We start from the raw sequence: 24,305 nt of genomic DNA, 5'->3' as shown, positions 1-24,305 counted from the left end.
AGGAAGAAATAAAATGAAAAAATTAGTAGCAGTTGAACCGAGAATAGCAGCATTAGTCGAGTACGAAGATCGCCAAGTACAACCTAATGAAGTAAAAATTAAAGTAGAATTCGCATCACCAAAGCATGGTACGGAAGTGGTTGATTTTAGAGGACTTAGTCCATTTATTGATGAAGAGTTCAATGAAGAGTGGAAAATGTTTATGCCCCGTGAAGAAGGTTCTGCACGTGGAATCGTATTTGGTGAATTTCAATTAGGAAATATGGTTGTAGGTAGCATTTGTGAAATTGGTGATGAGGTGACTGAGTATAAATTAGGTGATCAAGTTTGTACTTATGGTCCAATAATGGAAACTGTAATTGTTAATGCTGTAGATAACTATAAATTACGTAAAATGCCTGAAGGTTCTTCATGGAAGAATGCAGTTTATTATGATCCAGCACAATTTGCGATGAGCGGAGTTAGAGACGCAAATGTTAGAGCGGGTGATTATGTTGTAGTTGTCGGTTTGGGTGCGATCGGACAAATTGCCATCCAATTAGCAAAGAAAGCTGGCGCTAGTATTGTAATTGGTGTAGATCCGATTAGTCACAGATGTGATATCGCTTTAAAAAATGGTGCTGACTATTGCTTTGATCCAATAAATTGCGATTTAGGATACGAGATTAAAAAAATAACAAATAAATTAGGTGCAGATTCAATTATTGAAACTAGTGGTGTTTCAAGTTCCCTTCAAGCGGCATTAAGAGGAATTGCATACGGTGGAACAATTTCTTATATCGCATTTGCTAAACCTTTCCCAGAAGGATTTAACCTTGGTCGTGAAGCTCACTTTAACAATGCAAAAATCGTATTTTCACGAGGCAGTAGTGAACCAAACCCAGATTATCCTCGTTGGTCACGTAAGCGCATCGAAAATACTTGTTGGGAATTATTAATGAACGGGTATTTAAATTGTGAAGATTTAATTGAACCAGTTGTTTCATTTAATGAAGTTGCTGAATCATATATGGAATTTGTTGATCAAAAACCTGAACTAAGTATTAAGATGGGTGTTCAATTTAATAAGTAAAAGAAGAGTTTTGGGAGTGTTTAGCACTCCCTTCTATTTAGGAGTGAATAAAGATGAAAATTGGAACTCAAAATCAAGCCTTTTTCCCAGAAAACATAAAAGAAAAATTTAACTATTTAAAGGAAATTGGTTTTGAAGGTTTTGAAATTGATGGCAAATATTTAGTTGATCATTTAGATGAGGTTAAAGAAGCAATTGCAGTGACTGGTTTACCTGTAACTACAGCTTGTGGTGGTTATTATGGTTGGATTGGTGACTTTATTGAAGAGCGTCGATTAAAAGGGTTGGCTGATATTGAAGAGATTTTAAAAGCATTAAAAGAGGTAGGAGGAAAAGGGATTGTCGTTCCAGCAGCATGGGGGATGTTTACATTCCGTTTACCACCAATGACTTCACCAAGAAGCTTAGAGGGTGACCGAAAAGCTGTAACTGAATCACTAGTATTTCTAGATAAAGTAGCAGGTGAAACGGGAACTACAATTTACTTGGAACCATTAAACAGATATCAAGATCATATGATTAATACTTTAGCTGATGCACGTAAATATATTGAAGATAATCAGTTTAAAAATGTGAAAATAATTGCTGATTTTTATCACATGAATATTGAAGAAGATGGCATATCAGAAGCACTTCACAATAATCGTGAGTTAGTTGAACATATTCACATTGCAGATAATCATCGCTTCCAACCGGGGAGTGGATCATTAGATTTTAAAAAGCATTTTGAGCAATTAAATAAAGATGGCTATGATGCTTATTTAACATTTGAATGTCGAGTACGTGGAAATAACTTAGAGGATGAGTACATTAAAGCATTTCATCATATAAAAGAAGCTTTAAGTTGAAAGGAGTAGCATTGTGATTAAGAAGAGAGTAGCTATTATTGGCGGGGGACAAATAGCTGAAAAAGTTCACGTTGCTTACTATAAAACTAGAGAAGATACAGAAGTTGTTGCAGTAGTTGGTGTACATGAGGAATCACTAAGGAGCTTTGCTGGGCGTAATAATATTCCTAACTATTACACTGATGCTACTGAAATGTATGCAAAAGAAAGTCCTGAAATTGTTAGTGTTTGCACACCGAATAAATATCATTTTGAAAGTGTTATGCAAGCATTAGAAAATAATTGTGATGTTTTTTGTGAAAAGCCACCTGCTATCTTAGCTGAAGATGCTAGAAAGATGTTTGAAACAGCGCTAGCGAAGGGACGTATACTTGCCTATGATTTTCATCATCGTTTTGCTGATGATGTATCGATCGTAAAAGAAAATATAAAGCAAGGTATATTAGGTGAGATTTATTTTGTTAAAGTAAAGGCTTTAAGACGAAATGGAATTCCAGGTTGGGGTAACTTTACTAATAAAGAAATACAAGGTGGAGGACCACTAATCGATTTAGGAATCCATATGCTTGATACTGCTCTGTACGTTTTGGACTATCCAAAAGTTAAAAAAGTAACAGCAAAAATGTTTCAGAAAATTGGTCAAAAGAAAGATGAAGGTGCATTCGGTAAATGGGATCCTTCAAAATTTGAAGTAGAAGATTCTTTATTTTCTTATATTGAATTAGAAAATGGATGCTTAATTCAATTAGAAACATCCTTTGCATTGAATATAAAAGAAAAATCAGAAATGAATGTCGAACTTTGTGGAGATCAAGCTGGTGCTTTGATGTTTCCTGCGGAAATCTACACAGATGATAAAGGAGAGCTTGTAACTCTTTTAAAGAGAGAAGAGGCTGATCCTGACCGCCATTCGAAAAGCATGGCTGCTTTTGTTGATCGTTGTTTAGGTAAGAATGTCATGTTAGCAGATGGAAAACAAGGTTATGCTATCCAACAACTTGTTGAAGCGATCTATCAATCAGCTGAAAAAGGTGAGAGTATATCTTTATGAAAAAAGTAAATGTAATTAACGAAAATAAATTTGATTTACAATCTATTAATAAATACGCAACGATTATGGCTTTAGGAAATGGATATTTAGGTTTACGAGCAAGTCATGAGGAATATTATTCAGAACAAACTCGAGGAATGTACGTAGCAGGAATTTATAATAAATTCACATCAAATGATGTTACAGAAATCGTAAATTTACCAGATATAACTGGTATGAAAATTGAAATAAATGGTGAGATTTATTCTGTCCTTACAGGTGAAATCCTTTCTTATGAGCGTATTTTAAATATGCAAAATGGTGAACTAACAAGAGAAGTCGTATGGAAAAACAAAGATGATAACCGTTTTTGTTTAAAATTTCAACGGTTTGTTTCAAAAGATAATTTACATTTACTTGCATCAAAAATTACTGTGATTAGTTTGGATTGCGATGCATCAATTAAAATAACAACTGGTATTGATGCACAGACATCTAATTTTGGAAAGCAACACCTTTTAGAAGACAATATTCGTGTGATCGATAAAAAAATAATGCATGCTGTATATAGAACGACTGAAAGTAATCATACAATCGCTTTAGCAACATCGTGTAATGTACCTAGTACAAGTGATGTTTCTTTTGTGGCAAAGAATCGTCAACTTATGGCCATCATTAAACAAGATTTAATCGTTGATCAGCCGTTCGAATTAGAAAAAATAAGTGCAATCTATACTTCAATTGATAAGGTAAAAGAAGAACCTGCACAAGCTAGTATTCAGGCTGTTCAAGAAAATAAATCAGCTGGATACGAGCGTCTACTAGAAAGTTCAGCTATAAAGTGGAATCATTTTTGGGAACAAAAGCGTGTTAGCATTTCTTCAAAGGAAGAGATTGATCAAATCGTAATCGACTTTTCACTTTACCATATTGAAATCATGACACCATCACATGATGAAAGGTTTAGTGTTGGAGCAAAAGGTTTAACAGGTGAAGGATATAAAGGACATGTATTTTGGGATACGGAAATTTTTATTGCACCTTTTCACTTATTCACCGAACCAGAAGTAGCAAGAAAATTATTAACATATCGATATCTTCATATAAAAGAAGCAAAAGATAAGGCTACTAAAAATGGCTATGCTGGAGCTCTTTTCCCTTGGGAAAGTGCATACTCTGGAATGGAGGAAACTCCTGAATATGCAGCTATTAATATATTAACTGGTACTCGTCAAAAGGTTGCTTCGGCTGTAGCTGAGCATCATATTGTAGCTGATATTGCTTTTGCAGTATGTCAATACTATGAAAATACACTTGATGAAGTATTTATGGCAAATGAAGGTCTAGAATTGTTAAAGGAAACTGCACGTTTTTGGATTAGTCGTACGACTGATGAAAATGAAGTACTTTCAATTAATGACGTAATTGGACCAGATGAATATACAGAACATATTAACAACAATGCTTATACGAACTATATGGCCAATTATAATGTTCAACAAGCATTAAGCTATATGGAAAAATATAATAAAATCGAAGAAGACCTAGTTAAGAGCGGAAATGACTTTTTAAATCGACTTTACTTACCACAACCAAACGAAGACAAGATTATTCCACAGGATGATACATTTTTAACAAAACCTGAAATTGATTTATCGATTTATAAACAGACACAAGGTAGTCAGGCAATACTCTTTGATTATTCACGACAAGAAATAAATGAGATGCAGATTTTAAAACAGGCTGATGTAGTTATGTTACTATATCTATTCCCAAATTTATTTGAAGAAGATGTAGTCAAAAAGAATTTGCATTATTATGAGGAGCATACAATTCATGATTCATCACTTAGTAAAGCGATTCATGCAATTGTTGCCGCAAGATGTGGAGAAAAAGAAGATGCTTATCGACTTTTTCAAGAAGCTTGCTTAATCGATTTAGGACCTAATCCGAAGTCATCCGATGAAGGAATTCATGCAGCATCACTAGGTGCTAATTGGTTAGCAACAATCTTTGGTTTTGCAAACATAACGGTGGAAACTAATAAGTTAAAGATTAATCCAAACTTACCTAAAAATTGGGACAAACTTTCTTTCCCCTTCCATTGGCAAGGTATAAATCTTGAGATTTCAATTACGCACGAATCTGTAACGGTGACTAAACAAACTGATACAGAAGTTGCGATTGAAATTAATGGAGAGTTAATTAACTTAGCAGATCAAATTATCGCAACACTTTAAGGAGGAAGACAAATGAAAGTAGTTATATTACCTGATTCCTTTAAAGAAAGCTTAGATGCAACGAATGTAGCTAATGCCATTCATAAAGGCTTTCATTCCGTATTCCCGAAAGCAGAGTATCATTTATTACCATTGGCTGACGGAGGGGAGGGCACTGTTCAAGCTTTAATCGCATCAAATGGCGGAGAAGTAGAAACCATTAATGTAACAGGCCCACTTAATGAAACTGTTCAAGCTAAAATTGCATTTTCTAAGGATAATAAAACGGCATTTATCGAAATGGCTGAAACCTGTGGTCTGCATCTTGTACCCCCTGAAAAACGTGATCCATTACAAACTACTTCCTTTGGTGTTGGCGAATTAATTCTTTATGCTATTGAGCGTGGAGCTTCTGAGCTTATTGTTGGTGTTGGAGGTAGCTCAACAAATGATGGTGGGATTGGAATGGCTCAAGCGCTAGGCTACCAATTCTTCGATCAAAATGGTGGGGAAATTGAATGTAATGGTGAGGCATTGCTAAAAGTAGCTTCAATGTCTGATGAAAAAAAGTCACCACTTTTAGATAAAGCGAAAATCACTATTGCGGCAGATGTTGTTAATCCATTAATTGGTAGAAATGGAGCAACCTATATATTTGGACCACAGAAAGGACTTTCTAAGGCTCAATTAGCTACAATGGATGAAGCAATGGGAAATTTCTATCAGATTGCTGAGCATTATCTAAATAAATCCGTCTCAGAGATCCCTGGTAGTGGAGCTGGTGGGGGCATGGGTGCAGGCCTAATGCTATTCGCAAATGCTTCAATAAAAAAAGGGATTGAACTAGTTCTTGAACAATTAAATGTTAAAGAAGTATGTAAGGATGCTGACATCGTAATTGTAGGCGAAGGCAGAATGGATGGACAAACAATTTATGGTAAAGCACCTGTTGGGGCGGCTGCTTGTGCCCCATCTAATGCGAAAGTAATTGCAATTTGTGGTAGTATTGGTGATGGGATAGAGGAATTGTATAAACAAGGAATCGATGCCATTTTTCCTACGATTCCTGCAATCTTACCGATTGAAGATGTGATGAAAAACGCATTTGAAAATATTGAAAGAACTGCGAGAAATATTGCTGTATTGTTAAAATAATTTGAAAATAAAAAAGCAGAAATCATTGTATGAGATTTCCTGCTTTTTTATTGGATTTGCCCTTCTTTTAAAATTGGGGAGGGGCTGTTTTCTTAAAGTTTGAATAGATAATAAACAAAATAAAATTCAAATTCTAGATAAAATTTCTCCACTAATTGCTCCTACAAGTACAATAACCCACGGTGGTAATTTCATTATTACTAACATACTAAATAAGATCGCTACGATTAAAAAGTCAAAAATCGAAAATACAGAGCTTACCCATATTGGATTAAAAAAAGCTGAAACTAGAATTCCAACTACTGCTGCGTTTACACCTAATAAAGCTCTCCTTAATTTCGAACTACGACGCATACTAGACCAAAATGGGAAAGTACCTAAAATAAGAAGGAAAGCGGGTAAAAAGATGGCAATTGTTGCAATTAAACCTCCTCGCCAGCCCATCATTATAGTTCCTAAATAGGCCGCAAACGTAAATAATGGTCCAGGTACAGCCTGCGTGACACCATATCCAGCCAAAAATGTTTCTTTGTTTAGCCATCCAGTAGGAACAAATTCACGTTCAAGTAAAGGAAGAACAACATGGCCTCCACCAAATACCATTGATCCTGCTCTATAGAAACGATCAAATATAGCGATCCATTTAGATGATGATATGGAATTAATTAAAGGCAATATTGCCAATAAAATAAAAAATATAACTAAACAAAACACAGAAAACTTTTTCGAGATATTAGTAGTGAGTGTAGTTTTATCACTATTTTCATTATCTTGATATAGAAAAAAACCTACAATTGAAGAAATTAAAATGACAACAATTTGAGAGAATGCTGTTTGCCATATTAATGTAACAATCAATGCAAACAAAGCAAGTAGTTTCCTTCTTAAATCAGGCGTTAAGTTCTTCACCATACCTAAAATAGCCTGTGCAACAATCGGAACAGCAACTAGTTTTAGTCCATGGATCCAACCTGAATTTTTTATATCCAAGTCTTGTAGTAATAATGCAAATAAGATAAGTGCAATTACTGATGGTAATGTAAATCCAATAAATGAGACAATGCCTCCTAAGACCCCTGCACGTATTAAGCCAATTCCAATGCCAACTTGGCTACTTGCTGGTCCGGGTAAAAATTGTGATAAAGCTACTAAGTCAGCATAGTTTTGATCGTCAATCCACTTTTTTCTTCTTACATATTCTTCGCGAAAATAACCTAAATGAGCTATTGGTCCACCAAAAGAAGTTAAACCTAGTTTAGTAGAAACAATAAGTATTTCTAACAAAAGATATAACTTACTATTTTTATGATTAGGATTCATATTTCCCTCCAACAACTGATACATAGAAATAGTATAGTTTGAATCAAAATCTAAACCAATCTCTTTTGATGGGAATTTACAAAAGATTAACAATCAAAGCTATTCTAGAAACTCTTTTTGAAAACAACGTTACTGTTCTAGTAATAATATCTGATAAACTACATATAAACTGTTTAAGGCTAGGAGGAAAATAGATGGAAAGAATTGATATACAGGCATATATAGAAAATTATCCAATCTTAAAAAAACTGATTGAATTAGAGGAATATCTTTGGTTGAATCCAAATTTTGAGATGTTTCAAAAAGCAATTAACAAGTCACCACTTACTCAAGATGATGTAAACGACGCGGATGAACGATTAAAAAGGTTTGCCCCATATATTTCAAAGGTTTTTCCAGAAACAAAAGATACAAATGGCATTATTGAGTCTCCTTTAGTACAAATTCCTTCTATGAAACAATCATTAGAGAAAAATTTTCAACAAACTATATTAGGAGAATTATTTTTAAAATGTGATAGTCATTTACCAATCTCAGGGTCAATTAAAGCAAGAGGTGGCATTTATGAAATATTAAAGCATGCCGAAAGCCTAGCTTTAAAGCATCAATTATTAACGATTGATGATGATTACTCAAAAATAGATAGTGATATTTTTAGAGAGTTTTTCTCAAACTACTCAATTGCAGTAGGGTCTACAGGTAATTTAGGTATGAGTATTGGAATTATTAGTGCAAAGTTAGGTTTTAAAGTAACGGTACATATGTCAGCGGATGCAAAGCAGTGGAAAAAAGATTTACTTAGAAGTAAAAACGTAAATGTCATTGAGTACGAGGCGGATTATAGTAAAGCAGTAGAAGAAGGTCGAATACAAGCAGAAGCAGATCCTAATTGTTATTTTGTAGATGATGAAAATTCAAATGATTTATTTTTAGGATATGCAGTAGCAGCTTCACGTTTAAAAAAGCAATTTGAAGAATTAGACATTACAATTGATGAAAATCATCCACTATTTGTTTATTTACCTTGCGGAGTTGGGGGAGGTCCTGGTGGTGTCGCATTTGGATTGAAACTATTATTTAAAGATAATGTTCATTGCTTCTTTGCCGAGCCAACTCATTCTCCATGTATGTTGATGGGATTAATGACTGGACTTCATGATCAAGTTTCTGTACAAGATTTCGGTATTGATAATAAAACAGATGCAGATGGCCTAGCTGTAGGGAGACCATCTGGCTTTGTAGGAAAGATCATTGAGCCTTTTTTAAGCGGTAGCTATACAATTAGTGATGAAAAACTATATACAATGTTAAAAGAGTTAGCTGATACTGAGGATCTTTATTTAGAACCGTCAGCACTAGCTGGTATGATCGGTCCAATAAAATTATTTAATGAGGGCAAAAATTATTTACTAAAAAATAATTTGTTGAAAAAAATAAAGAATAGTACCCATGTCATTTGGGGGACAGGTGGTAGTATGGTCCCAGAAAAAATGATGAAAGAGTACTATCAAAAAGGGTCCTTTTTTAAATAAAATAGATAGTGTAAAATTTTACTAATATTTTAAAAGTGAAAAAATTCTTTTAATGCTGAATAATTTGACATATATTTGTATATGTAAATAAGTTTTCTATTTAGATTTTGACGCAAGATATTTTCTTTTTAATTGGTTCTGTTTAAAAATTGATAAATTACTTTAAAAAAGCCACTCCGTCATGAGCGGACTGGCTTCAGTGCATTTTATATAATACCCAATAGGGTATTGGAATACTCGGTTTTATCTTATTTACCTAAACAGAGCCTTCCGATTAAAAAGCACAAAACATATTCTCATTAGGAGCGATAAAATTGAATTTAGAAAAGTATTTTTCACAATTTAGAAAAGAGATTATTGGAAATGAAAAAACATTCTTATCGCCATTTGGTGAAAAGAAAATTATTTATTTAGATTGGGCTGCGAGCGGTAGGTTATATGGACCTGTTGAAGAAAAATTAGTTTCAACTTTTGGGCCTTATGTTGCAAATACGCATACGGAATCAAATATAACTGGAAGCACGATGACGAATTGTTATCATGAAGCATTACAGATCATAAAGGAACATGTTAATGCAAGCGCTTCCGACACAATCATAACAGATGGATCAGGAATGACTGGCGTTATGAATAAGTTTCAACGTATTTTAGGGCTAAAAATACATGAAAATTTCAATTTCCGTTTAAGTATACCTGAGGAAGAAAGACCAGTTGTTTTTATAACAAGCATGGAGCATCATAGCAATCATACTTCGTGGTTAGAAACAATTTGTGATGTGGAAGTTGTACCTAATTGTGCGAACAACGTAGTTGATTTAGAATTTTTAAGAAAACGACTTGAGTTTTATAAAAATAAACGAAAAGTAATCGGATCATTCAGTGCTTGTTCTAATGTATCTGGTTTAATTACACCTTATCATAAGCTAGCTAGACTAATGCATGATTATAATGGCGTTTGTTTTGTAGATTTCTCAGCTTCTGCACCATATGTTGACATTGATATGCATCCTAGTGATCCAATGGAAAAACTTGATGCAATTCTATTTTCTCCACACAAGTTTTTAGGAGGACCTGGTAGTAGTGGAGTTTTAATATTTGACTCTTCTCTGTATCAAAATAAAATTCCAGATCATCCAGGCGGAGGAACTGTTGAATGGACAAATCCATGGGGTGAGAAAAAATACATTAACAATATTCGTGAAAGAGAAGATGGAGGTACTCCAGGCTTTCTGCAAACAATTAGAACAGCTCTTGCAATTAAGGTGAAAAATGCAATGGGTACAGCGAATATATTAAATCGTGAAGAAGAATTGGCACACATCGTATTAGATGAGCTTAGAACAATTGAAAATGTAATGTTACTCGAAGACTCAAGCAATCCAAGATTAGGTTTTTATTCTTTTTATTTAAAAGATATTCATCATAATTTAGTAGTTAGGTTATTAAATGATCGTTACGGAATTCAAGTGCGAGGTGGCTGTTCATGTGCGGGTACTTATGGACATATGCTACTAAATATAACAAGAGAAATGTCTAAAGCAATTACAGATGAAATCGATAATGGCAATATTAGTGTTAAGCCTGGTTGGATTCGCATGAGTGTTCATCCAACGACGACGAATGAAGAAGTAGTCATATTCACTAATGCTTTAAAAGATATTATTCAAAACATTGGTGAATGGTCTAAAGACTATATTTATTTAAAAGAGAAAAATGACTTTATTCATAAAGACGAAGCAGTTATGGAAGTAGGTACTTATTTTGAGATGGAAATGGCTGTAAAGTCTTAAAATTTCAAGGTAACGCGAAAAAAGATCATATTATTGTGATCTTTTTTCATGCTGTTGAAAAAAGAATTTGTCAAATAAATTGTTGGATTAATCATTGATAAGTAAGTTGTGTCCTATTGATTTCCACTACAGTGTGCTCGCTTTCCATGGGGCGAGATTCTTTAGCCTCCTCAGCGCCGCCTACGGGGTCTCAGCCTTCCCGCTTCTCCCATAGAAGCCTGGCACCCTTTCGTTCCAATCAAGTTCTTTATAAAAAAATAATAATCTTAAAAACAATGGAATAGGAACTAATGAATTACCCTTTAATAATCAAATAACTTATGATGATGACCACACATCTTTACAAATATTGATCGTCAAAAAAGAAGATATTTTAATTTTTGCAAGTTAGTTAAAATTTTTTTATCAACCAAAATCACGTATTTATCAATAAGATGACAGATAAAACAATAATAAAGGGACTTTTTTTTATAGAAATTCATTTAATGTTTTTTCAATATTGACTAAAATATATTTCAACTCTTTGAAAAAGATCATATTATTACGATCTATTTTGTTGATGTTCTACTTTTAACTCACTAAAAGAGGATAATTTATATAAAAATAAATGATTGACAACATACCCTAAGGGGTATATATTCTAAGTAAGAATATTGCACATGTATTCTAAAATAAATGCTTAAGCTTTATTTAGTTTTCTGAGTTAGGGGTGATTTAATGAAGTATGATGATCCAATAAAAAATAGAATAAAGCGGATTGAGGGTCAGATTCGTGGAATTTTAAAAATGATGGAAGAAGACAAAGACTGTAAAGATGTCATTACACAGTTATCAGCAGTTAAATCAGCTTTGGATCGTACGATTGGCGTAATCGTAAGCTCAAACTTAGTTGATTGTGTCCGAAATGCGAATGAAAACGGGCAAGATGCCGAAGATTTAGTGAAAGAAGCAGTAAATTTACTTGTAAAAAGTAGATAATATATGGTTTGACACAATTTTTTATTTTTAATATCATATACCCATAGGGGTAATAGTATATATAAGATATATTTTTTTGTTTTGTAATATACCCTAGTGGGTATAAAGAACGATAAGGAGAAAGAATATGACAACTAAGAAAACTAATATCATTTTATTTAGTGGAGATTATGACAAAGCAATGGCTGCCTACATTATTGCGAACGGTGCAGCAGCATTTGATCATGAAGTAACTATTTTTCATACATTTTGGGGATTAAATGCTTTACGAAAAGGTGAACATGTAGCAACAAAAAAAGGTTTTATTGAAAAGATGTTTGGAAAGATGATGCCTAGAGGCGCAGATAAAATGGGACTTTCGAAAATGAATTTTGCTGGTTTTGGACCAAAGATGATTAAGGATATTATTAAAAAGCATAATGCATTGCCTTTACCACAATTAATTGAAATGGCCCAAGAACAAGATATTAATTTAGTAGCATGTACAATGACAATGGATCTGTTAGGTCTACAAACCGAAGAGTTATTAGAAGATATTCAGTATGCTGGTGTTGCAGCCTACATTGGTGAAGCAGAAGAAGGTCAAGTTAACTTATTTATTTAATTAGAAAGGATTGAATAACATGAAAGAAATTACTACGATTGAGCTTGAAAATGAATTAAAAACTGGAAAAGAAGTAAATATTATCGACGTTCGTGAAGTAGATGAAGTTGCAGCTGGAAAAATTCAAGAAGCTATTCATATTCCTCTTGGATTAATCGAATTTCGATTACACGAATTAGATAAATCAAAAGAATATATTATGGTTTGTCGTTCAGGTGCTAGAAGTGGTCGTGCAACGGAATTCCTTCAATCTCATGGCTTTAGCGCTAAAAATATGGTCGGCGGAATGCTTTCTTGGGAAGGAAACGTAGAATAATTTTTTTGATTAAATAAATACCCCGAGTGGTATTTTAAGTATGGAGGTTGTCAGATGGAACTGATTAAATCAAACGTGAAATTAGATGCAAAAGGATTAGCTTGTCCAATGCCGATTGTGAAGACTAGAAAAGCAATGAAGGAATTAGAAAGTGGGCAAGTAATCGAGGTTCAAGCGACTGATAAAGGATCTAAAGCAGACATTAAAGCTTGGGCAGAAAGCACGGGAAATCAATATTTAGGAACAATCGAAAATGGCGAAGTATTACTTCATTATTTAAGAAAATCTTCAGATGAAAATACAATTGAAAAAAGATTTGAAAACGTCATTTCGAACGATCAATTAAGTCAAAAGCTACAAAACGAAAATATAATCGTTTTAGATGTAAGAGAAGAAGCAGAATATGCATTTAATCATATACCAAATGCGGTATCAATCCCTTTAGGTGAATTGGAGAACCGTATGACAGAGTTAAATAAAGATAATGAAATATATATCGTTTGCAGAACAGGAAACCGTAGTGATCTTGCTGCTCAATTGCTAGTTTCGAGTGGTTTTACTAATGTGTTTAATGTAATTCCTGGAATGACCGAGTGGTCTGGGGAAACTGTAAGCATAAAAGGTTAATCTAATTTTTTTTGAATAAAAATATACTGTAGGGGGTATGTAAGATGGCAGTCACAGCAATGTCTGCAAAAGAGATTACAAAAAAAATATTTGATAAAGAAGAACTATTTATTTTAGACGTAAGAAATACTGATGATTATAAAGATTGGAAAATAGAAGGTTCAAATTTTGAACATTTAAATATACCTTATTTTGATTTACTTGATGGGGTTGAAGACATTTTAGATAAGATTCCTACAAGTACAGATGTTTTAGTTGTGTGTGCTAAAGAAGGATCATCCATCATGATTGCAGAGATGCTTTCAGACGAGGGACTAGACGTAGCTTACCTTAAAGGCGGTATGAAAGAGTGGAGTGAATATCTAGAACCAGTTAAAATTGCAAATTTGAAAAATGGTGGACAGCTGTATCAATTTGTCAGAATCGGTAAGGGATGCTTATCCTACATGGTTATCTCAAATAATGAGGCTGCTATTATTGATTCTACTCGAATGACGGATATCTACATTAATTTTGCAAAAACGAAGAACGTAAAAATCACAAATGTATTTGATACTCACCTTCATGCAGATCATATTTCTGGTGGAAGAAAAATTGCTGAGATTACGGGCGCAACATACTGGTTACCGCCAAAGGATGCTAAAGAGGTTACTTTTGAATATAGTCCATTAGAAGATGGGAATAAGGTAATGATTGGTGAAACAGCAATCAGTATTGAGGCTATTTATTCACCTGGACATACAATCGGCTCAACTTCATTTGTTATTGATGAAAAGTTTTTACTTTCTGGTGATATTTTATTTATCGATTCAATTGGAAGACCTGATCTTGCTGGAATGGCAGAGGATTGGGTAGGGGACTTACGCGAAACCCTTTATAAAAAATACCGAAATTTATCGCTTGAATTAGTCGTGCTTCCATCACACTTTATGGTGATTAGTGAATTGAACGAAGACGGTAGTGTTTATAAAAAACTCGGATATTTATTTGATCAGAATCATGGGTTGAACATTGAGAGTGAAAGTGAATTTAGAAAGTTAGTAACTGAGAACTTACCACCACAACCAAACTCATATCAAGAAATCCGTGAAGCAAATATGGGTAAAATTAACTTAAATGAAGAAAAACAGAGAGAAATGGAAATTGGTCCAAATCGCTGTGCAGTACGTTAATGAGACTTGGAGGGAAATAGAAATGGAAACTAAAAAATTATTAGATGCTAAAGGCTTAGCTTGTCCAATTCCAATTGTAAAAACAAGAAAAGCAATTGCAGAGATTGAAGCAGGAGAAGTTCTAGAAATTCATGTCACTGATAAAGGTGCTAAAAACGACCTTGCAGCTTGGGCTAAATCAGGTGGACACGAATTATTAAATTATACCGAAGAAGACAATGTTTTAAAATTTTGGATTAAAAAGGGATGAATTAATAGATTAAGTGGAAAAGGAGAGTTACATCTCCTTTCAGACTGCCCGCCAAACGCTCGCTTTCTTCGTTGCTTCGCCTGTCTGCGGTGCTCATTACCGTCTAGGGTAACTCCGCTCCTCACCAGGCTTCGCGCCTCGAAAGACAAGCGCTTGCAATCAGTCTGAAATTCAAGTTTATAGAACTGTGTATATACACTGAAAGGAGAGTTACATCTCCTTTTCTATTATAGGGGGACTTAAAATGGAGTGGACCTTAGTTTTAGTACTTTTCTTAGTTGGTTTTTTTGGGTCCTTTATTTCAGGAATGGTAGGGATTGGTGGAGCGATTATAAATTATCCAATGCTCTTATTTATTCCTCCATTATTAGGATTTGCTGCTTTTTCTCCACATCAAGTTTCAGGTATAAGTGCCGTCCAAGTAGTATTTGCTACTTTAGGTGGGGTATTAAGCTATCGTAAAAGCGGTTTTTTAAACAAAAAAGTAATATTAAGTATGGGAATAAGTGTACTAATAGGAAGTTTTCTTGGAGGATTTGGTTCAAATCTTCTTTCAGAACATGGAATTAATCTTGTTTACGGAATTTTAGCAATGATTGCAGTCGTTTTAATGTTTATTCCTAGAAAAAACGTCGAGATGTCATCAGATGGTCAAATTTCAATTAATGTATGGCTTGCTGCAGGTCTGGCATTTATCGTTGGAACTAGTGCAGGTATTGTTGGTGCAGGAGGAGCATTTCTGCTAGTACCAATCATGTTAACAATCTTAAAAATACCAACTCGTGTGACAATCGCTTCTTCACTTGCCATAACATTTATCTCTTCAATTGGCGTAACGATCGGAAAAATCTCTACTGGTCAAGTTGAAGTATTGCCTACAATTATTGTTGTAATTGCAAGCTTAATCGCTTCACCATTAGGTGCAAAAATAGGCAAAAAAACAAAAACGCAGGTTTTACGAGGGATTCTGGCAGTTTTAATTGGTTTTACTGCTTTGAAAATTTGGTTTACGATTATTAAATCATGGGTTAGTTGAATAAGGATTAACTGTAAAAAAACAGAAAAACTATTTTGGGAGTTTTTCTGTTTTTTTATTGGACTTTATTATGGTGCTACATGTACGGTGCTTTTTGTTGCAATATTCTTAAATAAAATTTGCTTATTTTGTACTAAATTAATTAAAATGGAACTAGTCGTTTTTTTAAATAGCCTTTACTATAAATTTAATTTGAAATGGAGAATGAATTAAATGTCAAATCAAAATGAAACGAACGCTTTACCGCCAAAAACATGTTCAATTGAACGCCTTGTTACACTTCAAGAGGATGTCGAAAAAGTATTGGCAGGACAAAAAACTGCTACTCGCCGCAACGGGAGATATGCAGATGTTGGGGAAGTGATGACCCTTCAAAATCGCCAGTATGTTGTTGAACGAGTTTATTCGCAAGCCTTAGGTGAATTGACTGATGAGGATGCTAAGCAGGAAGGCTATACGACAGTAGAAGAGTATAAGCAATCGATCCTGTCAATACACCCTGGAATGCCTTGGCTTCCAAAAATGAGGGTATGGGTTCATGAGTTCCGTCTCATCCAAGATTAATTTATATGCTGTATAGATTGCTTCTTTACATACATATTGCTAGTGTAATCTTATCAATCGGCCCTTTTTTTGTATTGATTCCGATCATTAAAAAGCTGCATACCTCGCAGTCCGCGATACAACAGAGCTATTTGGATGTATTCCGGTTTGCTGTCAGATTAGCAAAGCATGCTGGGCATGTACTGGTTGGATCAGGGGTCTTGTTGGTACTAGTGGGCCATTGGTCGTGGAAAACATCTTGGATTGTGATGACCATTCTTCTTTTGGTGAGTTCATTATTTTTTCTAGCTAGAGCCTTTTCACCGACCATTCGGAAATTCAGTGAACCAACCCATGACCGGAGAATGCTGATTCAGAAGCTTCGTCGATCTATTTGGATTTACATCGTTCTTTTGATGGTTATGCTATGGTTTATGGTAGTAAAGCCTGCATTATGGTAGGCATGATTCAATTAAGCAGACAAGTTCTCTTTTATCGAAGAAGCCTTGTCTGCTTTTTTTGGTCTTCTTTTAAATGAAATACTAATAAAAATTCAAAAAAAATAAGCATACCGACCTATTTCAAACGGTATATGAAATAGTTTTTTTGATTTGAATATGAAGGACATAAGACCCGATTCAAACAGTGCTCGTAAAAAAATGCTATTTTCAAACATAATTTTTTCTAAAAAATTTTTAAAAAATTCTTGACGTATTATAAAAAGAGAGATAACATGAACTCAATAATTTAAAAACTTAATAAATTCTATTACTTATCCAGAGAGGTGGAGGGACTGGCCCTACGATACCTCGGCAACGGGTTTGTTGTTTCGTAACAAATACCGTGCTAATTCCTGCAAATCGTTCAAGCGATTTGAAAGATAAGAAGTAAAGTGGCTTATATATTATAACCCCTCTTCTTATCTGTCCTATTGGATAAGAAGGGGGTTTTTTGATGTGTTGCCATAGGAGAAAAATGGGGGAAACATAAATATAAATCCTAGTTTTCAAATGTGTTTACTAAGTTATAGTATTTGTAATAACTTGCATTGGAGGAAGGAATTTGATTGAGATTAAAAATGTCTCCAAGGTTTATCCTGGAAGACCACCAATTAAAGCTTTAAATAATATTAATATGAAAATTGAGAAAGGTGAGATCTATGGAATCATTGGCTTTTCTGGAGCAGGAAAAAGTACATTAATTCGTTGTTTAAATAGACTTGAAGAGCCAACAGAAGGTTCAGTTCTGATCGATGGATTGAACCTAATGACATTAAAAGATGAAGAGTTACGTAAGACACGTAGAAAAATTGGTGTCGTATTCCAACACTTTAATCTACTTTCAGCCAAAACGGTATTTGATAATATCGCAATGCCGCTATACCTTGAAGGAAAGAAGAAACGGGATGTTCAGGAAAAGGTAATGGAATTAATTGAATTTGTTGGACTTACAGGGAAGCAAGATGTATTTCCGGGGCACTTATCGGGGGGACAAAAGCAAAGAGTGGGAATTGCAAGGGCACTCGTAACAGACCCAGATCTTTTGTTATGTGATGAAGCTACATCTGCATTAGACCCTGAAACAACAAAGAATGTATTAGAGCTTTTAAGGAAGGTAAATAAATCCTATAATCTTACAATTTTCCTTATTACCCATGAAATGAGTGTAATTCGTGATTTATGTGATAAAGTGGCCGTCATTGATAATGGTGAAATTGTCGAAGAAGGCAATGTTTACAACGTTTTTACGAATCCACAAAAAAGTATTACAAAGAATTTTGTTAACACTGTATTACAAAATGAGGTGCCGTCTAGGTTATCGAAAACATTATCAAAGGGGAAATATTATCAATTAGTCTTCCTAGGTGACAAGGCAGCCAATCCACTATTATCAGAGGTTCTTAAAAAATTTGATATACATTTAAACATTCTTTATGGATCGATTACAGAGCTACAAGAAAGACCTTATGGGAATTTGCTTGTGGCACTAGAAGGAACAAAAGAGGAAAGCGCAAAAGCTATTAAATTTATTTCGGAAAAGGGGATAGATGTAAGGGAGGTTGAGTTAAATGGAGCTTAATTGGGAATTCTTTTGGCCGCAGTTTTTGCAGGCAACTCAAGATACATTTCTAACTGTACTAGGGTCATTTATTTTTGGCACAATCATAGGATTGCCTTTAGGTATTATCCTAGTTGTAACAAGGCCAGGTCATATAATGGAAAACAAACCTTTATTTACGTTGCTAAATACCATTATAAATATTGTTCGATCTGTACCATTTATTATTTTACTAGTTGCCATTATACCGTTTACTAGATTATTGACGGGAACGTCCATTGGCGTAGTGGCAGCAATTGTTCCGCTTTCAATCTTTGTAGGACCTTATTTGGCAAGATTGATTGAGAATTCCATGCTAGAAGTGGATAAGGGAGTGCTGGAAACTGCCTATTCAATGGGAGCAACAAAGTTTCAAGTCATCGTGAAGTTTATTTTACCTGAAGCGATTCCATCGTTGATTCTATCATTTACAACTGCAACGATTGGATTGATTGGATCGACCGCGGCAGCTGGTGCCGTTGGTGCTGGGGGATTAGGTGACTTAGCTATTACATATGGTTATCAGCGCTTTGAAACATTGGTTATTGTCATTACAGTTGTATTACTAGTAGTTATTGTTCAACTCATACAAAGTTTAGGAAATACGTGGTCAAGATATGTAAGGAGGAAAAGAGGATGAAAAAGTTTTTTACTATTTTTGCAGCATTATTATTAACGGTTTCGGTATTATCAGCATGTGGTTCTAATGCATCATCAGGTAATGGAAAAGAGAGAACAGTTAAGATTGGTATTAACGGTGATGATTATGAACTTTGGAATATTGTACAAAAACAAGTGAAAAATGAAGGGATTAAATTGAAAATTATATCATTTTCAGATTATGTTCAGCCTAACACAGCACTAAATGACGGTAGCCTTGATTTAAATGCTTTTCAAACGATTACTTATATGAACCAATTTAAAGGCGATCATAATTTAGATATTTCAGCGATTGGCTCGACGGTGATTGCGCCAATGGGGATATACTCACATAAATTTAAAAAGCTAAGTGATATTCCAGATGGAGCAACGATTACGATACCAAATGATGTTACGAACGCTGGCCGTGCACTTAAACTATTACAATCTTCAAAGTTAATTAGTTTAGTAGATAATTTTGACCCTAAAGGAAGTATTGAACAAATTAAAGAAAATCCTAAGCATTTAAAAATCAAACCGATTGCTGCAGGGCAAACAGCTAGATCATTAGATGATGTGGCAGCAGCGATCATCAATAATGGATTCGCCGTTCAAGCGGGCTTAGACCCTTCAAAGGATCCACTTTATAAGGAAGATCCTAATGATAAAGCAGCTATGCCGTATATCAATGTTATTGCATCTCGTACGAAGAATAAAGATGACAAGGACTTTGCAAAGATTGTAAAGTCTTATCAATCAAAAGAAGTTCATGATTACATTATTAAACGTGACAAAGGCGCTACGGTTCCGGTAGTCATTTCGATTGATAAAATTAAAAGTCTATAAAGCTAGTTCATGCTTATTTAAAAGAATAGAAGGGAGATCGTTTAAATGACAGTTCAAATTGAAACACAAAGAGAACAAATTGTGAAAAGTATTGAGGAAGCGAAGGAAACCTATCTTGAAATTAGCCACCAAATTCATGAGAAACCTGAAATTGGCAATCAAGAATTTTTTGCATCAGAAACACATACTAAAATTCTAGAAGAAGCTGGTTTCGATGTAACACGTAATATTGCGGGACATGAAACAGGTTTTGTAGCAAGGAAAACGTCATCTAAGCAAGGCCCAACCATCGCTTTTTTAGCAGAATACGATGCGCTACCTGGTCTTGGTCATGCATGCGGACATAATATTATTGGGACAACAAGTGTAGCAGCAGGAATCGCTCTTGCTGAAGTCATCTCTGGGACTGGCGGAGAGGTTGTCATATTTGGAACACCTGCAGAAGAGGGTGGGCCAAACGGAAGTGCAAAGGGGAGTTTCGTAAAAAATGGTTTACTAGAAGGTGTTGATGTAGCTCTTATGCTCCACCCAAGTGGTAAAACAGGTTTGTCGAGTCCATCTTTGGCAGTCGATCCATTAGACTTCCATTTTTATGGAAGAGCAGCTCATGCTGCTGGGTCACCAGAACATGGAATTAATGCCTTAGATGCAGTAATCCAGTTATTCAATGGCATTAATGCCCTTCGTCAGCAGCTTTCTAGTGATGTTCGCATACACGGAATTATCACTCATGGAGGCGATGCACCAAATATTATTCCAGAGTATGCTTCAGCGAGATTTTTCATCCGCGCTAGTACTTGGAAGCGTACGGAGGAAGTATCTACTAAGATTCGTAATATTGCCGAAGGAGCAGCACTTGCAACTGGTAGTACTGTGAAAATTGAAAGATTCCAAAATGAAGTCCATGATTTTATTATTAATGAATCTCTTGATGAGATTTTAGGTGAAGAACTAAGCCTATTGGGGGAAATAGTGAATAGCAAAAGCGGCGGGCTTGGATCTACTGATGCCGGAAATGTAAGCCATGTAGTTCCGACTTCTCACGCATATATTAAAATAGGACCTGATGATTTAATTGCTCATACGAATGAATTCCGTGAAGCTGCGAGATCGCCACTTGGTGATCATGCTCTAGTAACGGGCGCAAAAGCTTTGGCTCTGACGGGCTATCGTTTAATAACTGATAAAAACCTTTTGGAAAAGGTTCAAAATGAATTCCATCAAACAGAAAAATAGTTAGCTGAACGGTCAGAAAGATGGACGGAATTACCATCTTTTTGACCGTTTTATTTTTGAAAGCTCAGTCTAATGACGTTATTTGTTCTATTTATATAGTAGTCTTCTGTTAATTTCTCCTTCCGTTATTCACCTAATAAAAAATCTAAATCTACATTACCCCATTTCAATTTTATCAAAACGTAATCTCAACTTTACTAAATCTTAAATTTTAAAGTTTAAACTAAAACTTAGATATGGTTTCTACAAGTTTATCACTCTATAAATCTTTGATAGGGGTAATTTAATATGGTTTCTTTAAATAAAGTAAAAGATTTCTCAGATGAAAGTGTTAAATATGCACAACAGCATCTAGCAAACGAAAGGACATATTTAGCATGGCTGCGTACTGCAATCTCAATTACTGGTGTAGGATTTTTAACAACTTCACTACACTTTACAATTAAAATTAGTGATAACCAATTCATTAATACATTAGCAATTTTTCTTGGCATATATGCATGTGTTGTTGGTTTTATTACTGGAGTGTTAGCTACTATTCAATACAGTAAAAAGCGGAAAGAAATTCAAAATGGAAAATTTTTACCTACACATAATTCAATTATTCTTGTATCAATTCTATTTTCTTTTTTGATATTCATGATTGTGTTGTATTTGTCATTATTATTATTTAAATAAAGCTGAATGGTTTCATTTTTTTCTCTGTTTTTTTTATAGGGATATTTTTATAAAAATCGAATATTACATAAAGTGGACACTAAAATGAATGGAGTGATTGATATTTTTTATCCTGAGTCTCGGTTTGAACCGATTAATGGAATGGAGCTTCATTTTACAGAATGGGGAGAAAGAAAAAATCCAACAGTTGTTTGTTGGCATGGTTTAACTAGGAATGGTAGGGATTTTGATATTTTAGCTCGTCATTTAGCTAAGGATTACCATGTAATTTGCCCAGATACGATCGGACGAGGATTAAGTCAGTGGAGTACTTCTCCTGAGCAAGATTACTGTTTTGAAAACTATGTAAATATAGCGATTGGTTTATTAGATCGTTTAGAAATTGAACAAGTTCGATGGGTAGGGACTTCAATGGGTGGAGCAATTGGAATGCGACTTGCTGGTACGCCGAAACATCTAAGTCGTATTTCTCATTTAGTATTAAATGATATTGGGGCAGGTGCTTCAGAAAACCAACCACAAGATATTGAAGGAATTAAGAGAATTATTAGCTATGTTGGTACACCACCTCAATTTAAAACATTTACTGAATTGAAGAATTACTATAAGTTAATTTATCATTCATTTGGTGTTTCGAGCGAAGAAGAATGGAATGACTTTACGCAAAATTCTTGCCGTAGAAGAGATGAGGGTGGAATAGGACCAGATTATGATCCTAAAATTGTATTACAATTTCAGCATACGGAAGATCTAACTTTGTGGAATTACTGGGAAGCTATTCAGTCCAAGATTTTACTCATACGAGGAGAAGTTTCGGACGTCTTGCCACTTGATGTAGCATTAAAAATGAAGGAAACGCAAAAATTCCAAATGGAAACAATACCTAAAGTTGGTCATGCACCTGCTTTAAATACAAATGAACAAATTTCAATCATTGATAAATTTTTTAAATAAGTTTAGGGTTTTATTCGATCTATTTGAAATTGTGGGTTGTTCCATATGTCGGGTTAACTGACGAAGGAGCGGCCTTTTGTATTGAAAATATAACTGATGAACTATGTAGAGGGATCATAGCTGCACTTTTCATTTGTAGTTGATATGATTGCCCTTTTTTATAAATAATAAGTAGATTTTATACAATATAGTAAGAATTAGAGCATACTTGAAGGTTTTCGATGTGGGAATAGCCAATATTGTACAATTTTCATGTCATAATACATTAACTGGTATGAGTAATTTTTAATCATAATTGCGGTTTTAGAAATTTAATTGCAGTTCATCGTTTATTTACAGCTCGGAGAATTCCCCACGCCCTTCTTTATTTAATACTATTGACTATGACGCTACGTAACCGTATAAACTGTGAAAAGAAAGGAGGAGGAATCGTGGATAGTAAGTTTTATTATATAACCGAATTTGCCAGAAAAACTTCTATTTCTGTTAGAACACTGCGATACTACGACAAAATTGGTTTACTAATACCAACAAATACCGACGAATCGGGTTTTAAGTTATACACAGATTCTGATCTAGTCCATCTTCAATCAATACTTACTTTCAAATTTTTAGGATTTTCTTTGAAGGATATTCAATCTATTTTAACGGAAAGTAGTTTAGATTTATCTAAGAAGTTAAAAGAACAAAAAGCAATGTTGAAAGGTAAAAAAGACCAAATTGATCAGATTATTAATGTGATTGAGCAGGTTGAAACATCGCTAAAATCTGATTCAATTGATTATGAAAGTGTTACAGAGTTGATTCAAATGGCACATTTTAATTTAAAGCCTGATTGGGTAAATAAGTATTTATCAACTGAAGACCGTAAAGTGATGAGGAACATCGCCAAGCAGTCATACACTAAAGAGACTTTACATAAATTAGCGAAGCGAGGATGGACTGAAGGAGATCATGTTCGTCATTTAAATGATTATCAATATTTTAGAAGAAAGTTAACAGAGCTAGTTCAAGAAGGATATAAAATTGAAAGTGTTGAAGCGCAAGAACTTGTTAAGTTTTTGATGGAAATGAATAGTCGCTATAGTCAAAATGATCCAGAAATTAAAGAAGGCATGAAAAAATCTTGGGAAAGATTTAAATCATTACCCGAAGATCAAAAGCCAAAAACATATACAATTCCAGAAATTGAATTAGATTTTATCAGACAAGCTAGTAGTTATTATCATCTAAATCTAGATGGTCATAAATCATAAAAAACAGAAAAATCATAGGGGTTTTTCTGTTTTTTTCGTTTAAAGAACTTAGATCTTTTTAAATGATCGGTTCTACTTTCAATGCAAAGTTTCTTAAAAAGTGAAGT

At 34.3% G+C, this 24,305-nt stretch carries 24 protein-coding genes and 1 riboswitch; of the genes, 23 read left to right on the top strand and 1 reads right to left on the bottom strand.

Annotated elements, in window-relative coordinates; translation table 11 throughout:
- The first annotated feature begins 13 nt into the window (after positions 1 to 13).
- From ACFVR2_RS18550 to ACFVR2_RS18530, 5 genes are read left to right on the top strand one after another with little or no spacing between them, the layout of a single operon-like run.
- Complete coding sequence (locus ACFVR2_RS18550; protein WP_387364945.1) at positions 14 to 1,072, top strand: zinc-dependent alcohol dehydrogenase; 1,059 nt, start codon at positions 14 to 16, stop codon at positions 1,070 to 1,072.
- Between the two features lie 53 nt (positions 1,073 to 1,125).
- The gene (locus ACFVR2_RS18545; RefSeq protein WP_387364942.1) at positions 1,126 to 1,920 is read left to right on the top strand and encodes a sugar phosphate isomerase/epimerase family protein; all 795 of its coding nucleotides are present in this window, start codon (positions 1,126 to 1,128) and stop codon (positions 1,918 to 1,920) included.
- Between the two features lie 16 nt (positions 1,921 to 1,936).
- Complete coding sequence (locus ACFVR2_RS18540) at positions 1,937 to 2,971, top strand: Gfo/Idh/MocA family protein (RefSeq protein ID WP_387365089.1); 1,035 nt, start codon at positions 1,937 to 1,939, stop codon at positions 2,969 to 2,971.
- Positions 2,968 to 5,190 carry a glycoside hydrolase family 65 protein gene (locus tag ACFVR2_RS18535; protein ID WP_387364940.1) on the top strand — a complete coding sequence of 741 codons (2,223 nt, stop codon included), beginning with the start codon at positions 2,968 to 2,970 and terminating at the stop codon, positions 5,188 to 5,190. Before ACFVR2_RS18540 ends, ACFVR2_RS18535 begins: the two co-directional genes overlap by 4 nt.
- A gap of 12 nt (positions 5,191 to 5,202) precedes the next feature.
- Entirely contained in the window at positions 5,203 to 6,324 is a 1,122-nt protein-coding gene (locus tag ACFVR2_RS18530; protein WP_387364937.1) for a glycerate kinase, read from the top strand.
- A 126-nt stretch (positions 6,325 to 6,450) separates the two neighbouring features.
- Here the strand turns inward: ACFVR2_RS18530 and ACFVR2_RS18525 are convergent, their stop codons facing one another.
- On the bottom strand, positions 6,451 to 7,644 hold the full coding sequence (locus tag ACFVR2_RS18525; protein WP_387364934.1) for a chromate transporter: 1,194 nt from the start codon (positions 7,642 to 7,644) through the stop codon (positions 6,451 to 6,453).
- A gap of 194 nt (positions 7,645 to 7,838) precedes the next feature.
- Here ACFVR2_RS18525 and ACFVR2_RS18520 point away from each other — a divergent pair, with 194 nt between their 5' ends.
- The 18 genes from ACFVR2_RS18520 to ACFVR2_RS18435 all read left to right on the top strand — a co-directional run bounded on the left by ACFVR2_RS18520 (position 7,839) and on the right by ACFVR2_RS18435 (position 24,198).
- Positions 7,839 to 9,176 carry a D-serine ammonia-lyase gene (locus tag ACFVR2_RS18520; protein WP_387364931.1) on the top strand — a complete coding sequence of 446 codons (1,338 nt, stop codon included), beginning with the start codon at positions 7,839 to 7,841 and terminating at the stop codon, positions 9,174 to 9,176.
- A 314-nt stretch (positions 9,177 to 9,490) separates the two neighbouring features.
- On the top strand, positions 9,491 to 10,966 hold the full coding sequence (locus ACFVR2_RS18515) for an aminotransferase class V-fold PLP-dependent enzyme (protein WP_387364928.1): 1,476 nt from the start codon (positions 9,491 to 9,493) through the stop codon (positions 10,964 to 10,966).
- 717 nt (positions 10,967 to 11,683) lie between these two features.
- On the top strand, positions 11,684 to 11,944 hold the full coding sequence (locus ACFVR2_RS18510) for a metal-sensitive transcriptional regulator (protein WP_387364925.1): 261 nt from the start codon (positions 11,684 to 11,686) through the stop codon (positions 11,942 to 11,944).
- Positions 11,945 to 12,071: 127 nt separating this feature from the next.
- Complete coding sequence (locus ACFVR2_RS18505) at positions 12,072 to 12,548, top strand: DsrE/DsrF/DrsH-like family protein (RefSeq protein WP_129691387.1); 477 nt, start codon at positions 12,072 to 12,074, stop codon at positions 12,546 to 12,548.
- Positions 12,549 to 12,567: 19 nt separating this feature from the next.
- Complete coding sequence (locus ACFVR2_RS18500; protein WP_387364921.1) at positions 12,568 to 12,864, top strand: rhodanese-like domain-containing protein; 297 nt, start codon at positions 12,568 to 12,570, stop codon at positions 12,862 to 12,864.
- Positions 12,865 to 12,918: 54 nt separating this feature from the next.
- The gene (locus ACFVR2_RS18495) at positions 12,919 to 13,491 is read left to right on the top strand and encodes a sulfurtransferase TusA family protein (protein ID WP_387364918.1); all 573 of its coding nucleotides are present in this window, start codon (positions 12,919 to 12,921) and stop codon (positions 13,489 to 13,491) included.
- Positions 13,492 to 13,535: 44 nt separating this feature from the next.
- Entirely contained in the window at positions 13,536 to 14,663 is a 1,128-nt protein-coding gene (locus ACFVR2_RS18490) for an MBL fold metallo-hydrolase (protein ID WP_387364915.1), read from the top strand.
- Positions 14,664 to 14,685: 22 nt separating this feature from the next.
- Positions 14,686 to 14,913, top strand: a complete 228-nt coding sequence (locus tag ACFVR2_RS18485) for a sulfurtransferase TusA family protein (RefSeq protein ID WP_387364912.1) — start codon at positions 14,686 to 14,688, stop codon at positions 14,911 to 14,913.
- A 244-nt stretch (positions 14,914 to 15,157) separates the two neighbouring features.
- Positions 15,158 to 15,949: a sulfite exporter TauE/SafE family protein gene (locus tag ACFVR2_RS18480; RefSeq protein WP_387364909.1), complete on the top strand. Its 792-nt coding sequence runs from the start codon at positions 15,158 to 15,160 to the stop codon at positions 15,947 to 15,949.
- A 213-nt stretch (positions 15,950 to 16,162) separates the two neighbouring features.
- On the top strand, positions 16,163 to 16,513 hold the full coding sequence (locus tag ACFVR2_RS18475; protein ID WP_387364906.1) for an ASCH domain-containing protein: 351 nt from the start codon (positions 16,163 to 16,165) through the stop codon (positions 16,511 to 16,513).
- Positions 16,514 to 16,518: 5 nt separating this feature from the next.
- On the top strand, positions 16,519 to 16,953 hold the full coding sequence (locus ACFVR2_RS18470) for a hypothetical protein (RefSeq protein ID WP_387364903.1): 435 nt from the start codon (positions 16,519 to 16,521) through the stop codon (positions 16,951 to 16,953).
- Between the two features lie 308 nt (positions 16,954 to 17,261).
- A riboswitch (SAM riboswitch) is annotated at positions 17,262 to 17,379 on the top strand.
- 175 nt (positions 17,380 to 17,554) lie between these two features.
- Entirely contained in the window at positions 17,555 to 18,571 is a 1,017-nt protein-coding gene (locus ACFVR2_RS18465; RefSeq protein ID WP_387364900.1) for a methionine ABC transporter ATP-binding protein, read from the top strand.
- Positions 18,561 to 19,229 (top strand): methionine ABC transporter permease, encoded by a 669-nt coding sequence (locus ACFVR2_RS18460; protein WP_387364896.1) that lies wholly within the window; start codon positions 18,561 to 18,563, stop codon positions 19,227 to 19,229. Before ACFVR2_RS18465 ends, ACFVR2_RS18460 begins: the two co-directional genes overlap by 11 nt.
- Positions 19,226 to 20,074, top strand: a complete 849-nt coding sequence (locus tag ACFVR2_RS18455) for a MetQ/NlpA family ABC transporter substrate-binding protein (protein ID WP_387364893.1) — start codon at positions 19,226 to 19,228, stop codon at positions 20,072 to 20,074. The genes ACFVR2_RS18460 and ACFVR2_RS18455 overlap by 4 nt, the downstream gene beginning before the upstream one ends.
- Positions 20,075 to 20,119: 45 nt before the next feature.
- The gene (locus tag ACFVR2_RS18450; protein WP_387364890.1) at positions 20,120 to 21,310 is read left to right on the top strand and encodes a M20 family metallopeptidase; all 1,191 of its coding nucleotides are present in this window, start codon (positions 20,120 to 20,122) and stop codon (positions 21,308 to 21,310) included.
- A gap of 288 nt (positions 21,311 to 21,598) precedes the next feature.
- Positions 21,599 to 21,988: a YidH family protein gene (locus tag ACFVR2_RS18445; RefSeq protein ID WP_387364887.1), complete on the top strand. Its 390-nt coding sequence runs from the start codon at positions 21,599 to 21,601 to the stop codon at positions 21,986 to 21,988.
- Positions 21,989 to 22,072: 84 nt separating this feature from the next.
- On the top strand, positions 22,073 to 22,942 hold the full coding sequence (locus ACFVR2_RS18440; protein ID WP_387364884.1) for an alpha/beta fold hydrolase: 870 nt from the start codon (positions 22,073 to 22,075) through the stop codon (positions 22,940 to 22,942).
- Between the two features lie 431 nt (positions 22,943 to 23,373).
- Positions 23,374 to 24,198, top strand: a complete 825-nt coding sequence (locus ACFVR2_RS18435) for a MerR family transcriptional regulator (RefSeq protein ID WP_387364881.1) — start codon at positions 23,374 to 23,376, stop codon at positions 24,196 to 24,198.
- The last annotated feature ends 107 nt before the right edge of the window (positions 24,199 to 24,305 follow it).

It is taken from the genome of Gottfriedia sp. NPDC057991, assembly GCF_042886615.1.
Classification (GTDB): domain Bacteria; phylum Bacillota; class Bacilli; order Bacillales; family Bacillaceae_G; genus Gottfriedia.
Note: the sequence above shows the minus strand (reverse complement) of the source record. Positions and strands in the feature narration are given on the sequence as shown.